This is a genomic window from Polyangium sp. y55x31 (assembly GCF_029946505.1).
Lineage (GTDB): Bacteria > Myxococcota_A > Polyangia > Polyangiales > Polyangiaceae > Polyangium.
The window spans coordinates 1-12,051 of record NZ_JARZHG010000003.1; the positions used below are offsets into that span (position 1 = coordinate 1).

Consider the following 12,051-nt stretch of genomic DNA (forward strand, 5'->3'; position numbering starts at 1 on the left):
TCCAGAGCTTCCGCCGCATCGCGGTACGGTACGAGCGCCACGTCGAAAACTTCCTCGGCTTCGTCCACCTCGGATGCATCGTCGTGTACCTCAGGAGACTCCTGGACGATTTATGAGATGACTTCTAGCCAAAGAGCCGCCGCCAAGGCTCCCCTGGCCATCCCGGGATCAATTGCTGTCCGGGCACGTGCCGGTGATCTTCTGGGCGTCGAGGCAGTCGACCATGTAATCGCACGTGCCGTCCTTGATCTCGCAGCGGCCGTAGGTCCCGAAATCGCTCGAGCAATAGTCCAGGTTGCAGAGGACGCCTTGGGGCTCCTCTGAAGCCGGTGGGTTGTCCGTGCATTCGAGCTCGCAGCCGGCGCAGGTGCAGCTCCGCGTGCACCAGCCGTTGCTCCGCGAGCAGGGCCCGCCGTTCCCGGCTCCTCCGCCGCCTTCATTGCAGGCAGTCTCCATGTCGCAGGCGCTGGAAGGCGGCGCGCCCCCGCCGGACCAGGGGTCGCAAAAGTAGTGCCCCGAGGGATCACATGTACATCGAATACCGCTCTCGATCGCCGAATACCCGCAGGTCGCTCCCGCCGAGCAAGGGACGCCCATGCCGCAGCGTCGCGCAGCGACGGACCCGCCCCCTGAGCCGCTCGTCTCGGCGGCGCCATCGCATGCTCCTAGAGCCAGCGCGACTGCACAGGCCGCCCATGCCGCGCGTAATCCCGATGGTATCTGAGGCCATTGCATGGCTCATGCACCGAGCAACACTCGGGCCAGGTGCAGTCCGCGGAAATTTCCGCTGCGAAACCGCGGTCGGCGCCCTACCGGCCTTCCAAGGGTGGCGCACGATGGCTCATGGCTGGACCGGGTGGCACAGGTGCACGCCGGTGCTACCGGGGCAATCGCTCGAGGAGCCAGATGCCGAGCTCTTCGGTCATCAGCGTGTGCTTCTCGTTCTTGCTGGCGCACACCCAATCGTCGAGGGCGAACCCGTCGGGGGGGCCGGCCCTATGCCAGACTCCGAGCGCGACCGGGAATGGGAGGATACGTTCCGGGAACGGGGGTGTCTGTGGGACCATGGTCCTATAGCCACGCTTCCCCCCCGACCGGTAACGAGCACCAAAACGTCACCGCGTCACGCGGTCGGCGCGGCCTTTTTTGCCGGCTTCGCCGTGGGGCGGTCGGGGATGATCGCGTGGATCTCCGCCTCGCTGAATCCCTCGATCTTGTAGAGCCGCTTCAGATTCGAGAGCTCCGCGTGCACGACCCGGGCGAGCGAGGTGCGTACGCGCCCGAAAACCTTGAGCTGCGCCGCGGGCTTGCGGGCTGCCTCCACGGCGGTGCGCAGAGCCTCGCTCGTCGCCATGATCTCGGCGGCGGCGCTCGTGGCGGTCGCGTGGGAGAGCTTCGGGTGAATGCCCGATTGCAGGAGCTGCACGAGGACATCCATACGCTCGGGCTGCTCGTTGGTGTCGCCCTCGGCGTAGGATCCGATGCCGTCGGGAAAGATCACGGCGAGGGCCGCGTCCTGGGCGGGGCGGCCGATCTCGTTCCAGACCATGTCGTAGACCTTGCCGATGGTCTTGTCGGCCTTGTCATTACGAGCGTCGATCAGGGCGCGCAGCGGGGCGAGCGTGGTTTCGGCGGCCTTGCGCTGGGCCTCGACGCCCGCGTGCAGGGCGAGCGCGGAGCCGAGGCGGCCCTCGGCGAGCTCGTGCCAGCGGCCCCCGCGGGCCTTGGCCTGGGTGAGGGTCGTCTGGGCGTCCGCGATGATGTCGTCGGCCGCCGCGTTCTTGCGAATGATCTCTCCCATGGGAATACCTCTCGAAAGGGTTGTCGGGGATGGTTACCGCGGCGTGAGACGGAGCGGAGAAGGGACCGATGAGGGCAGAGGGCGGCCGAATCGTGCTCGCGCGAGCGCGGAGGGGACCCTGCGGCGCCGCAGGATGGGGGGCGCAGTGCGTGGAGGGGGCCCTCGGGCGCCGCAGAATGGGAGACGGCCTCGCGGAGGGGAACCTGCGGCGCCCGAGGTCGGCGTTCCCAAAGCGGGACGGGCGAGCGCCGGCGGTGTGGATCGGGCGCGGGGGAGCCCGGAGGGCGGCCTCTGGCGCCGCAGGGGAGAGGACGCGCCCGAGGATCGGCGGTCGACAGCGCCCGAGGTCGGCGGGCGCGCAGGCCGGGGCCGGGTTCAGGCGGGGCAGGAGGCGATTCGCGGGGAGCGATTGTGATCTTCGTTCTCGGCAATCTCGCCGCGAGCGCCGGCGCGCGAGAGGGCGTCCCGCGGGACCACGTCTCTCACGCTCCACCCTCCTCCGAAGCGGGCAACTGGCACCGAAACGTCACCCCCTCGCCCGGATTGTTCTCCGCCGACAACCTCCCCCCGTGCGCCTCCACGATGGAACGGCTGATCGCGAGCCCCACGCCGAGCCCCTCCGCCTTCGTCGTATAAAAGGCCTCGAACACCCGCTCCATGTCCGCCGGGGCGATTCCCTTGCCCGAGTCCTCCACCGACAGCATCACCCGCGCTTTGCCGTCGCCGCGCGTCCGTACGACGACGAGGCGCCTTTCGGGCGGGCGGTCCGCGACGGCGTCGAGCGCATTGACCACCAGATTCAGGAGCACCTGCTGGAGCTGAATGCCGTCGCCGCGCACCCGGGGCAAACCCGGCGCGAGGTCCATTCGCAACGTCACGCCCCGGAGGAGCGCGTCATTGCCCACGAGCCGCGCCACCTCGCGCGCGAGCGCGTTCAGGTCCTGCTCGTCCGTGCGCGGCGGGCCCTTTTTCAGCATGGCGCGCATTCGCTGGATGATCGTCGCGGCGCGCCGGTCGTCGTCCACGATGTCGCCGAGCGCCGCGAGCGCTTCCGCGACGTCCGGCGGCGCCTTCTGGAGCAGCCGCCGCGCGGCCTGGGCGTTGCTCAGGATCGCGGCGAGCGGCTGGTTCAGCTCGTGCGCGATCGACGCCGCGAGCTCGCTCATCGCGGCCACGCGGTTCATGTGCGTGAGGCGCTGGTTCGTGGCCATGAGCTCGTCGGTCCGGCGCACCACCTCGGCTTCGAGTGTATCCCGGGCGCGCGCGAGCTCCGCGGCCGTCCGTTCGAGCTCCGCGTTTTTCTCCGCGAGCGCCCGCGCCCCGGCGCGGACGGCGATCTGCGCGCGCACGCGGGCCGCGAGCTCCGCGCGCACGAAGGGTTTGGTCACGTAATCGACGGCGCCGAGCTCGAGCCCACGCACCCGGCTCGCCGTGTCCGCGAGCGAGGTCATGAAGATGATCGGAATGTCGCGCGTGGCCGGGTCCGCCTGCAGGCGCCGGCAGACCTCGAATCCATCCATGCCGGGCATCACCGCGTCGAGCAGGACGAGGTCGGGCTCCTCGCGCCGGATTTGCCGCAGGGCCATCTCGCCGTCGAGCGCGACGGCGAGGGCGAAGGGCTGACCCGCGAGCGCGTCGGAGAGGAGCTTGAGGCTCTGGGGGTCGTCGTCGACGAGCAAAACCAGGGAGGACGCGCGCATCGTTGACATGGTCAGGGATCCGGGCCAGGAATGCCAAGCATGCAGGTTCATGTTCGCGCGGTCGGGAAGCGATGACACAGAAGGAGCGCACCGTATTCGTGGTGGACGACGACCCCTCCGTGCTGCGCGGCCTGGAGCGGCTGCTGCGCTCGGCGGGGTATGTGGTCGAGGCGCACGCCTCTCCCCGCGCGTTTCTGGAGCGCGCGCCCGCGGATCGGCCGGGGTGTGTGGTCGTGGACCTGCGTATGCCCGAAATCGGCGGCCTCGACCTGCAGGAGGAGTTCGCGCGGCGAGGCTTCCCGCTCCCCTTGATCTTCTTGACCGGTCACGGCGACGTGCCGAGCTCCGTGCGCGCCATGAAGGGCGGCGCGATCGATTTTCTCTCCAAGCCCTGCGACGACACCGATCTGCTCGCGGCGGTGGAGCGGGCGCTCGCGCGAGACGCGGAGGCGCGCGCCGCGCGGGCCGAGAAGGAGGCCGTGCGGGCGCGCTTCGCGGCGCTCACCCCGCGAGAGCGCGAGGTGGCTTTGCTCGTCGCGCAGGGCCTGTTGAACAAGCAGATCGCGGCGGAGCTCGGCGCGGCGGAGAAGACGATCAAAGTGCATCGGGGTCGGGTGATGGAGAAGCTCGGGGCGGAGTCGCTGGCCGATCTCGTCCGTCTCGTGGATCGAATCCGGGACGCTTGAGTCTTGCCCGATCCGGAAAAGTCCCGCCATGGGACCAACGTCCCATGGACCTCGCGTAAACGGCCCGAGGACAGCCGACCTCGCATTGCCGGACCTGCCCGGCGACGAGGTGGCGCGGCGTTCGAGTCCGACCCCGGGGACGCGTGATCAGGGCACGCAGGGATCGACCACCGGCGGATCCGGCGGGGCGACGGCGCCGAGCTCGACCGCCTTCATCGTGAATCCGATTCCGATCGAGATCCCGTCACACGTCTTCGTCGGGTCCTGCGTCCCGTCCTTCATGATGTCGGACGCCTGGCGGATCTGGTTGAGGATCGATTGCATCGTCGGCGAGTTCGGATCACAGAAGGATGTGTCGAACTTCGCGGCCGACTTCGCGATCTCCGCGGCGAACGCCTCGGTATCGATGATGCCGCCGAGCTGCCCCTCGATGGCCCCGTCGTGGGAAGGAGAGAGCTTCATTTCGAGGCGCGCGTGGCGGATGGGGATCGCCGAGAGGATCGCGCCGCTTCCATCACCGAGCACGAGGTCGAAGTTTGCCTCGAGGCCGGATTGGTATTCATCCTGATCGATCACGCTGTTCAGGAACACGTTCTTCGCCGAGGCCGGGTTCATCGGGTCGAGCAGGAAATCCGGGCCGAGGGGCCAGGCGTCGGTGCCGTCCCATTGCGGCAGCGTCCCTAGGTTGTCGCCGCGATAGAGCTTGCTCGTCGCCGTGCACGACGTCGACGCGCCCAGCCCCTCGATGGCCAGCATGTAGGTGAATTTGCCGTCCTGCACGTCCTGGTTCACCACGCTCGGGTACGTGCTGTGGAGCGCCAGGAGGATGGGCAGGATGTTCCTGCCGAAGGAGTTGTCTTTGCCATCGTAGCCGTCGGGGTACGCCGCGGCGGGGGCGCCGCCGGCCGCCGGCTGGCACAAACCGACGGAGTCCTTCGTCGATGTCACGCCGTCGAGGTTGAACCCATAATTCTTCCAGCCCGCGCTGGCGTTCGGCGTGCCGTCGGGATTCGTATCGCCCAGCAGGAACTCGTCGATGGCGAGGACCGTCGTCGTCCCGTCATTGCAGGCCGGCAAGCTTCCGCCGGCGCCGCCCTGGCCACCGGCGCCGCCCTGGCCGCCGCTGCCTGCTTGACCGCCGCCATCACCGCCGCTGGTGCCTTCGCCGAGCTGGTTTTCGCTGTCTGCCTGCTTTCCGCTGCCATCCGTGCCATCGGCACCGTCGCCGATCGTCACGACGGCATTGCAGCCGGCCGCGAATGCGAAGGCCGCCGCCAGAACGATTCCACCCGCTCGAAACAACAAGGAATGCCTCATGCCTCTCTCCTCTCCTTTGGATTTGCCGCCAGCATCACGACAATTGCGGCCTGGAGCATGGCAACGTGTATGCCGCGAAAACTACGGCGGTTTTTTCGGTCTGCGCTCTCGCGCCTTGGCAACCCTGGTTGGCGCCTGCCGGTCATGCTGCCAACGCGGCAAGAATCCGACGTCTCTGTAGCGCCGGCGAAACGTCGCTGGCGAAATGGCTCGGAGGGCACCATGAGGGGCGTAGGGGGCAGCCGAGGGCAGGGGGCCCGCGCGGGCTGGTGGATCATGGTCGCCAAGAAAACGACGAATGTCACGTTGGTCGCATTGTCCGCGATCGTCGCGGCATCGATGATCGGCGGCATTGCCGAGGTGCGTGAGGTCCGATCGGAGCCCAGGCGCGTGGCGGCTGCCGCCGACGCCAGCAGCGAGCCGTGCCGAGGGCCCGAATTCGCTGGTTGTGATGAATGCTGTGCGCCAGTCGAGGGCGGCCACTGCATCAAACGTGGCTGGGGCAGATGGTCGGATCCGGCCATCATCCCCTGGTACAACGAGGCGTCTTATCTGGACACCCGTTGTCCATCGACCTGCCGCGCATGCGCGTCGTGCTTGACGAGGGACGAGCGAGAATATGCCGCGCTGGGGAATCGCCCCGATTGCGACTGTGACAGGGTGGTGATCGGCATCGATCCGTGCTTCGCCCCGAGCAGTTGCGGCTGTTATTGCAGCCAAAGATTGAGGATCCTCGCGGCGTGTCCGCACCTCGCCGGAGGCGCCGAGAGCGGCAGATGACTCCAGCATCGGGCGCCCGGCACGATCTCGGCCCTGTCGGTTTTTATGGACTTCCGGCCCCGTCCCAGGTCAAAGTTTGTCTTCAGGAGGGCGCGCGTAACCCCCCGCCTTTCCAGCGCTCGGGCCGAGGACCTCAGAAAGACGCTGCATGACAGAACGGAAGCGTAGCGACGAGCACGTCATCGCGCGGAACCGCGCAGCGACGTTCCATTACGAGCTGTCGGACCAGTACGAGGCGGGCATCGTGCTGCGCGGGAGCGAGGTGAAGTCGCTGCGTGAGGGGCGCGTGCACCTGATCGATGCGTTCGCGGTCGTCGAGCGTGGCGAGGTATGGCTGAAGAACCTGCACATCGCATCCTTCTTCCACGCGCGCGCGTTTCCGCACGACGAGCGCAGCGCACGCAAGCTGCTCCTCCACGCACGCGAGATTCAGCAAATCGAGCGCGTCATCATGCGCGAGGGGTACACGCTCGTGCCGCTCGACCTGCATTTCCGTAATGGCCACGTGAAGGTGGCCCTCGGCGTCGGTCGCGGGAAGAAGGTCCACGACAAGCGCGCCGCCATCGCCGAGCGCACGGAGGAACGCGAAGCGCTGCAAGAGCTGCGTGCCCGCCAGCGTCGTGGCGGCTGACGCCGCGACCCCCCTGGAGGGACGAATGCCATGCGAATGCCGAAGCATCTGCGCCACCTTGCGCCAAGATGACCCAGGCAGCTGGCTCATGTCCCATCAAAGCCGGCTCATTTCGTTCGGCACAACTCGTGCCTGGGGCCCGGCGCCATGAGACTCGATACCTTCTCGCCCCGCTCCTTCCTTCTTGGCGGACTCTCCTTGGTCCTGGCGCTTGCCTCGACCGCTTGCGGCAATGCAGTTCAGGATGAGCTACCGGAGAACACGCCTGCACACGTGGATCTCTTCGCCTGCGGCGTGCAGCTCAGTTGCCCTGCATATTGCACGCACCTCTCCTATGGCGACTGCGGCGGAATGGAAGCGCTGTCGTGCCCGGGTGACCTCTGGCTCGAAGGCGTGAGCGGGGCGATCGAGATGAACGATCGGCCGGGACCCGGCAATTGGATGGGCGACAAACTCACGTTGCTCCTGGGTGACGGCAGGGCGCTCGTCCAGAGCCGATCCCGCAGTTGCGACGACGGCGGAAGCTGCGCGTTGGGGAGTCTTCCCTGGGAGCTCGGCGCGCACGAGCTGTGTGATGTGGCGGCCCCGCCTGCGACGTGCCAGCCCGGCAATTGCTCCGAATTTCCCAAACTCGAGAACTGCGTGCCGCTCGAGACCGACTGGACCTGCGGAGAGGTCTCGGCGGCGATGTCTCCCACGCCGTGAGCGGGGCCGGGCCTCCCGCGCGTCCTCTCCCCGCTGACTGCGCTGATCCGGAGGGTCACGGGTGGGACACGAGGTTCACGCGGAGGCCCGCTCGATGAAATCGGCGGCGACGGCCGTGCCATTCACCGCAACGGTGCCGGCGATTGCGGCCGCGCGAACCGCGACTCCGTGATCGAGGGCGTCCTTCAACGCGGGCAGGAGGGACTCCGCGCTCAAGGCTCCACGAGCCACGGACGTCCCGATCCCGAGCGCCCGCACGCGTGAGGCCCAATAAGGCTGATCGGCGAACATCGGCACGATCACCTGCGGGACGCCCGCGCGCGCCGCGGTCGTGGTCGTACCCGCCCCGCCGTGATGCACCACCGCGGCGACCCTCGGGAAGAGCGCCTGCTGGTTGACGTCGCCGATTGCGATGCAATCGGAGGTGTCGCCGACCAGACCGAGCTCGGCCCACCCCTGCGATAGAACGACACGGCGCCCCGCAGCCCGCACGGCCTCGATGACGAGGCGGCCGCTCTGCTGGTCGAAAGGCATGCTCCCGAAGCCGATGTAAATGGGCGGCTCGCCCGCGGCGAGGAACGCCTCCAGCGCGGGTTCGAGCGGCGTATGGTCGGGAAGGATCCAGGCTCCTGTTTGCGTGACCCGCAAGCCGGGCGTCGCCGGCTGCGGCCCGAGGACCGGGTCCACGGCGAGCCACGGATCGTCGCCCAGGACGTGGCTGTGGACATCGCTCAGCGGGCCCAGGCCGAAGCGCTGCCGATTGTCGTTGAGCCGCGCGAGAAGGCGGTCGTTCCAGCTTCGTGATTCGTCCTGCCAGCGCTTGCGGTTTCCTTCCGGGTCGCCCCCGGGCTCCCCGCCCGGCGTGTGATCCGGCGACGGCAGGGCCACCGGCGCGTACAGGGCGACCACGGACGGGATGCCCCGCCGCTCCGCGATGGACCGCGCGGCATACTGGTGCGCTCCGCCGGCCACGATCACATCGCATCCTTCGGCGGCCGACGCGGTCGCGTCGAACTGGTCTCTCGCGAGGTGCTCGAGCAGCGCGCGGAGCTGCTCGGGCGTCGGTGTGGCCTGCGCGGCGGCGGCCCCGCTCGGTTGCCGCATCGCGATGCCGATCGGGGTCGCCGTGAAGCCCAAGCCGGCCGCCCAGTCGGTGAAATTCGGCGGAATGCACAGCTTGACATCGTGCCCCCGACGCCGCACCTCGACTGCCAAGGCCACGACGGGTTGCACGTCTCCGCGCGTCCCCACTGCCGTCAGCAATACCCGCATCGTCCCTCTCCCCTTTCACCACGCGGGTCGCGTGGATGACGGACGACGATGACACCGCCGACGCGATTTGGCCATCCAATCAACGCCGTTTTTGCTCGACGGCGGTCGTGCGTGCCCGCGCCGCGGGCCGCTTCGTCACGTGGGCGAACTCTTCCGCGAGGATGCGAGCTTGCCGATCACGAGCGCGAGAATCTCCCGGACCTGCGCGTCGGACAGGGTCGACAACGCTTCCCCGACATACCACTCGATCGAGCTCTGATCGGGCAACGCGGCATGTTTCGCGCCGCCGAACAGCCAGATGCCGTGCTCCGCCGCCAGCTCGTTGCGTATTTCCGTCAGGCGCTCGCGGCCGACCGGGAAATACACGTGCAGCATGTTGACGTGCGGCCGCGCCGGATTGACTTGCAGTTGGGGAAAATCGCGCAGCACGTCATACAGCCTTTGGGTGCGCTCGAGGTAGGCAGGCATCTTCGCCAGCCGCTCGTCGAAGCGCATCGCCGCCGACACGACATAAGGCGAGCGGCGATAGACGTTCCCGCCCATGCGTTTCATCCAGGTGTCGGCCTTCGCGATGAAGTCCGCGCGGCCGAGCAGCATCGCGCCCGCATGCGCGCCGATGCCCTTGTAGAACGAAACGTAGACCGAATCGAAGCCTTGCGCGATCTCCTTCAGCGAGCGCTTGTAGCCGGCCGAGGCTTCCCATAACCTTGCGCCGTCCATGTGCAGATGAATGTTCCGCTCCCGGCAATACGCCTTGAGCGCTTCGAGGTCCGTCCAGTCCGGCAACTGTCCGCCGATTTCGCGCATCGGCAATTCATAGAGCGCCGCGCCGATCCGGTCGGGCCAGGCGGCGAGGTCGGAGGCGGTCCAGGTGCGGAAAGGATCGCCGACGTGCAGCGACTTGAAATGGTCGAGGAACTGGTGGTTACTGCGCTCGTGCAGCAGCACGTGCGCGGTCGGATGCAGCGCGACCGCCTTGCTGCCGGCAGCTTCGCAGGCGAGCCGCAAGGCAACGGATTGTACCATGGTGCCGGTGATGCAGAAGACGGCCTTTTCGAAGCCGAGCAGATCGGCAATTTTCTTCTCGAAGCCCTGCACCAGCGCGCCCTCGCCGTAGGCGTCGTGGGCGATGTCGTTCGCTTCGCAAAAGCGCGCCATCGCGGCGAAGTCCTCGGCGGCCGTGGTCGGCTTGTCTCCCGAAAAAAACGTGTGGCAACGTTGACGCAGTTCCATGGGGTCATTTTGAGTCTACGGTCGGCAGGCGTCAAATGCGAGCCTTCAGGAACGATCCCCCTGGAGGCATTCCCGTTGCGCGCCGACGCTGCCCGGATCAAGCTCGCATCGTCATGGATACACGCCTTCCGCCGAAGCTCCTCGAGGATTTCGCGCAAGCACGCGAGACGGGAACCTGGACCATCTCCGGGCCAAACAGCCGGATCGAGCTCGCCTGCGTCTTGGAAGAGAGCGACGAGGTTCCCGGCCTCCTATCCTTCGGGATGGATGGCGGTGGTGGCGTCTGGTACTGCGATGTCGAAGACCGCCTCGGCGGAGGCGTCGGATCGATCGTTCACCTCCACATGAGCGGCGTCTATGGCGACGCGCGGCGAGTGGCGCCGTCGTACGCCGAGCTTCGCGCGCGGCTCGCGCGCGGCCTCGACCCGTACGACCTGCCCACGCTCGACGAAGAGGCGTCGGCAAACCCTCCGCGCAACGTGCGCGTCCCCGGAATCGAGGGGCTCGTCGACGTGAGGCGCGTGCATGCGCGCACGCGCCGGCCCGCCGAAGTCGTCTCCGCGCACGACGTCCTCGCCGCTGGTCTTCCCGCGCGCGGCGGCGAGTCGATCTACCTCACCGACGAGGGGCGCGTGCAATTCGTGACGCTCGCGGCCCGCGCCGTCGTCGATGGAATCGCGTGCGCGGCGGGTACACCGCTGTCGCTTCATTCGGTGACCGGACGTCCGCTACGCTTCACGCCTGCGGAGCCGCTCGTGATCGACGGGCTCCCGCTCCGCGCGGACCACGAGGTCTACGTCTACGATCCGGTCGTCTCGGCCTGCTTCAGCGGCGTGCTCGATCGCGACCACGACGTCGACGGCGTTCCGCTCGCGGCCGGGACACGCGTCGTCCTCCGAGGCGAGGAGCAAGCGCTCGTGAGCGGAACGTTGCGCGCAGCCGCCACGATTGGCGGAAAACCCTTGGCGGCGGGGACGTGGTTCGAGTTGCTCGGCGACACGTTGTATCAGACGCGTCCGCCGGCGGGCGAATGAGGCGAACGCCTTCAACCCACGCTTGACAGCTCGCGACGGACGTCATTGAGATCGCACCCATGCGAGGACTCGTCGAAGGAAGATCCGTCATCGTCACCGGCGCGAGCAAGGGCATCGGCCGTGGCATCGCGAGGGTGTTCGCGCAAGGCGGCGCCAAGGTGCTGCTCGTCGCGCGGGATGGCCGCGCGGCGGCCGAGGTCGCCGCGGAGCTCGCGTATGCGGGCGCCGTCGCCTCGGCCTTCGCGGCCGACGTGAGCGACGAGGAGCAGGTCAGGGCCATGGTCGACGCCGCCGTCGAGCGCCATGGAGGCCTCGACGTGCTCTGCGCAAACGCAGGTGTTTTCCCCGCCGCCCGGCTCGAAACCATGTCGCTCGCCGAGTGGCGCGAGGTCATGCGCGTGAACCTCGAGGGCTGCTTCCTGTCGGTCCGTGCCTGCATCCCCGCGCTCGCGCGCGGTGGGGCCGGGCGCATCATCCTGACCTCGTCGATCACGGGGCCGATCACCGGATTCCCCGGCTGGTCGCACTACGGCGCCAGCAAGGCCGGGCAGCTCGGCTTCATGCGGACCGCGGCGCTCGAGCTTTCGCGCAAGGGGATCACCGTGAACGCGATCCTGCCGGGGAACATCGCGACCGAAGGCCTCGCCGATCTCGGCAAGGACTATGTCGATTCCATGATTGCTTCGATCCCCCTCGGGCGCCTGGGCACGGTCGAGGACATCGGGCATGCCGCGGCCTTCCTGGCCTCGAAGGAGGCCGGCTTCATCACCGGACAGACCCTCGTCGTCGACGGCGGTCAGACGCTGCCCGAATCGCTCGCGGCATTGAATGGATGACCGCGTTTTCGACGACCGACGCCCTATTCTCGTCATTGGATCCCAGGAGAACTCCC

The 12,051-nt window shown here is 68.0% G+C and carries 11 protein-coding genes; 5 read left to right on the top strand and 6 right to left on the bottom strand.

All coding sequences use genetic code 11. The annotated features are described in order from the left end of the window. Positions 1–168 precede the first annotated feature (168 nt). The 3 genes from QHF84_RS06515 to QHF84_RS06525 form a co-directional block, all read right to left on the bottom strand. A complete protein-coding gene (locus QHF84_RS06515) occupies positions 169–597 on the bottom strand; it encodes a hypothetical protein (RefSeq protein ID WP_281312311.1) in 429 nt (142 codons plus the stop codon). 526 nt (positions 598–1,123) lie between these two features. After that, the gene (locus tag QHF84_RS06520; protein ID WP_281312312.1) at positions 1,124–1,801 is read right to left on the bottom strand and encodes a hypothetical protein; all 678 of its coding nucleotides are present in this window, start codon (positions 1,799–1,801) and stop codon (positions 1,124–1,126) included. Positions 1,802–2,283: 482 nt separating this feature from the next. After that, entirely contained in the window at positions 2,284–3,510 is a 1,227-nt protein-coding gene (locus QHF84_RS06525) for a response regulator (protein ID WP_281312313.1), read from the bottom strand. A gap of 62 nt (positions 3,511–3,572) precedes the next feature. On the opposite strand from QHF84_RS06525, the gene QHF84_RS06530 reads away from it, so the two are divergent. After that, positions 3,573–4,187 (top strand): response regulator, encoded by a 615-nt coding sequence (locus QHF84_RS06530; protein WP_281312314.1) that lies wholly within the window; start codon positions 3,573–3,575, stop codon positions 4,185–4,187. A gap of 147 nt (positions 4,188–4,334) precedes the next feature. On the opposite strand, the gene QHF84_RS06535 is transcribed toward QHF84_RS06530, so the two are convergent. After that, positions 4,335–5,504, bottom strand: coding sequence for a hypothetical protein (locus QHF84_RS06535; protein ID WP_281312315.1), 1,170 nt, complete (start codon positions 5,502–5,504; stop codon positions 4,335–4,337). A gap of 928 nt (positions 5,505–6,432) precedes the next feature. Here QHF84_RS06535 and smpB point away from each other — a divergent pair. Together smpB and QHF84_RS06545 are read left to right on the top strand one after the other, a co-directional pair. Then, positions 6,433–6,915, top strand: coding sequence for an SsrA-binding protein SmpB (gene smpB, locus QHF84_RS06540; protein ID WP_281312316.1), 483 nt, complete (start codon positions 6,433–6,435; stop codon positions 6,913–6,915). A 147-nt stretch (positions 6,916–7,062) separates the two neighbouring features. Next, the gene (locus QHF84_RS06545) at positions 7,063–7,620 is read left to right on the top strand and encodes a hypothetical protein (RefSeq protein WP_281312317.1); all 558 of its coding nucleotides are present in this window, start codon (positions 7,063–7,065) and stop codon (positions 7,618–7,620) included. 75 nt (positions 7,621–7,695) lie between these two features. Here QHF84_RS06545 and QHF84_RS06550 read toward each other — a convergent pair whose 3' ends face one another. Next, positions 7,696–8,892 (bottom strand): glycosyltransferase, encoded by a 1,197-nt coding sequence (locus QHF84_RS06550; protein WP_281312318.1) that lies wholly within the window; start codon positions 8,890–8,892, stop codon positions 7,696–7,698. Between the two features lie 135 nt (positions 8,893–9,027). Then, positions 9,028–10,125 carry a beta-eliminating lyase-related protein gene (locus QHF84_RS06555; RefSeq protein ID WP_281312319.1) on the bottom strand — a complete coding sequence of 366 codons (1,098 nt, stop codon included), beginning with the start codon at positions 10,123–10,125 and terminating at the stop codon, positions 9,028–9,030. A gap of 113 nt (positions 10,126–10,238) precedes the next feature. Between QHF84_RS06555 and QHF84_RS06560 the strand changes: the two genes are divergently transcribed. Together QHF84_RS06560 and fabG are read left to right on the top strand one after the other, a co-directional pair. Then, positions 10,239–11,159 carry a hypothetical protein gene (locus tag QHF84_RS06560; protein ID WP_281312320.1) on the top strand — a complete coding sequence of 307 codons (921 nt, stop codon included), beginning with the start codon at positions 10,239–10,241 and terminating at the stop codon, positions 11,157–11,159. A 59-nt stretch (positions 11,160–11,218) separates the two neighbouring features. After that, positions 11,219–11,995 carry a 3-oxoacyl-ACP reductase FabG gene (fabG, locus tag QHF84_RS06565; protein ID WP_281312321.1) on the top strand — a complete coding sequence of 259 codons (777 nt, stop codon included), beginning with the start codon at positions 11,219–11,221 and terminating at the stop codon, positions 11,993–11,995. The last annotated feature ends 56 nt before the right edge of the window (positions 11,996–12,051 follow it).

What these genes read in the sequence shown, in the direction of transcription:
- QHF84_RS06535 (WP_281312315.1), bottom strand. Translation starts at nt 5,504, where the DNA reads ATGAGGCATTCCTTGTTGTTTCGAGCGGGTGGAATCGTTCTGGCGGCG.
- fabG (WP_281312321.1), top strand. Translation starts at nt 11,219, where the DNA reads ATGCGAGGACTCGTCGAAGGAAGATCCGTCATCGTCACCGGCGCGAGC.
- QHF84_RS06555 (WP_281312319.1), bottom strand. Translation starts at nt 10,125, where the DNA reads ATGGAACTGCGTCAACGTTGCCACACGTTTTTTTCGGGAGACAAGCCG.
- QHF84_RS06560 (WP_281312320.1), top strand. Translation starts at nt 10,239, where the DNA reads ATGGATACACGCCTTCCGCCGAAGCTCCTCGAGGATTTCGCGCAAGCA.
- smpB (WP_281312316.1), top strand. Translation starts at nt 6,433, where the DNA reads ATGACAGAACGGAAGCGTAGCGACGAGCACGTCATCGCGCGGAACCGC.
- QHF84_RS06520 (WP_281312312.1), bottom strand. Translation starts at nt 1,801, where the DNA reads ATGGGAGAGATCATTCGCAAGAACGCGGCGGCCGACGACATCATCGCG.
- QHF84_RS06525 (WP_281312313.1), bottom strand. Translation starts at nt 3,510, where the DNA reads ATGTCAACGATGCGCGCGTCCTCCCTGGTTTTGCTCGTCGACGACGAC.
- QHF84_RS06545 (WP_281312317.1), top strand. Translation starts at nt 7,063, where the DNA reads ATGAGACTCGATACCTTCTCGCCCCGCTCCTTCCTTCTTGGCGGACTC.
- QHF84_RS06550 (WP_281312318.1), bottom strand. Translation starts at nt 8,892, where the DNA reads ATGCGGGTATTGCTGACGGCAGTGGGGACGCGCGGAGACGTGCAACCC.
- QHF84_RS06530 (WP_281312314.1), top strand. Translation starts at nt 3,573, where the DNA reads ATGACACAGAAGGAGCGCACCGTATTCGTGGTGGACGACGACCCCTCC.
- QHF84_RS06515 (WP_281312311.1), bottom strand. Translation starts at nt 597, where the DNA reads ATGGGCGTCCCTTGCTCGGCGGGAGCGACCTGCGGGTATTCGGCGATC.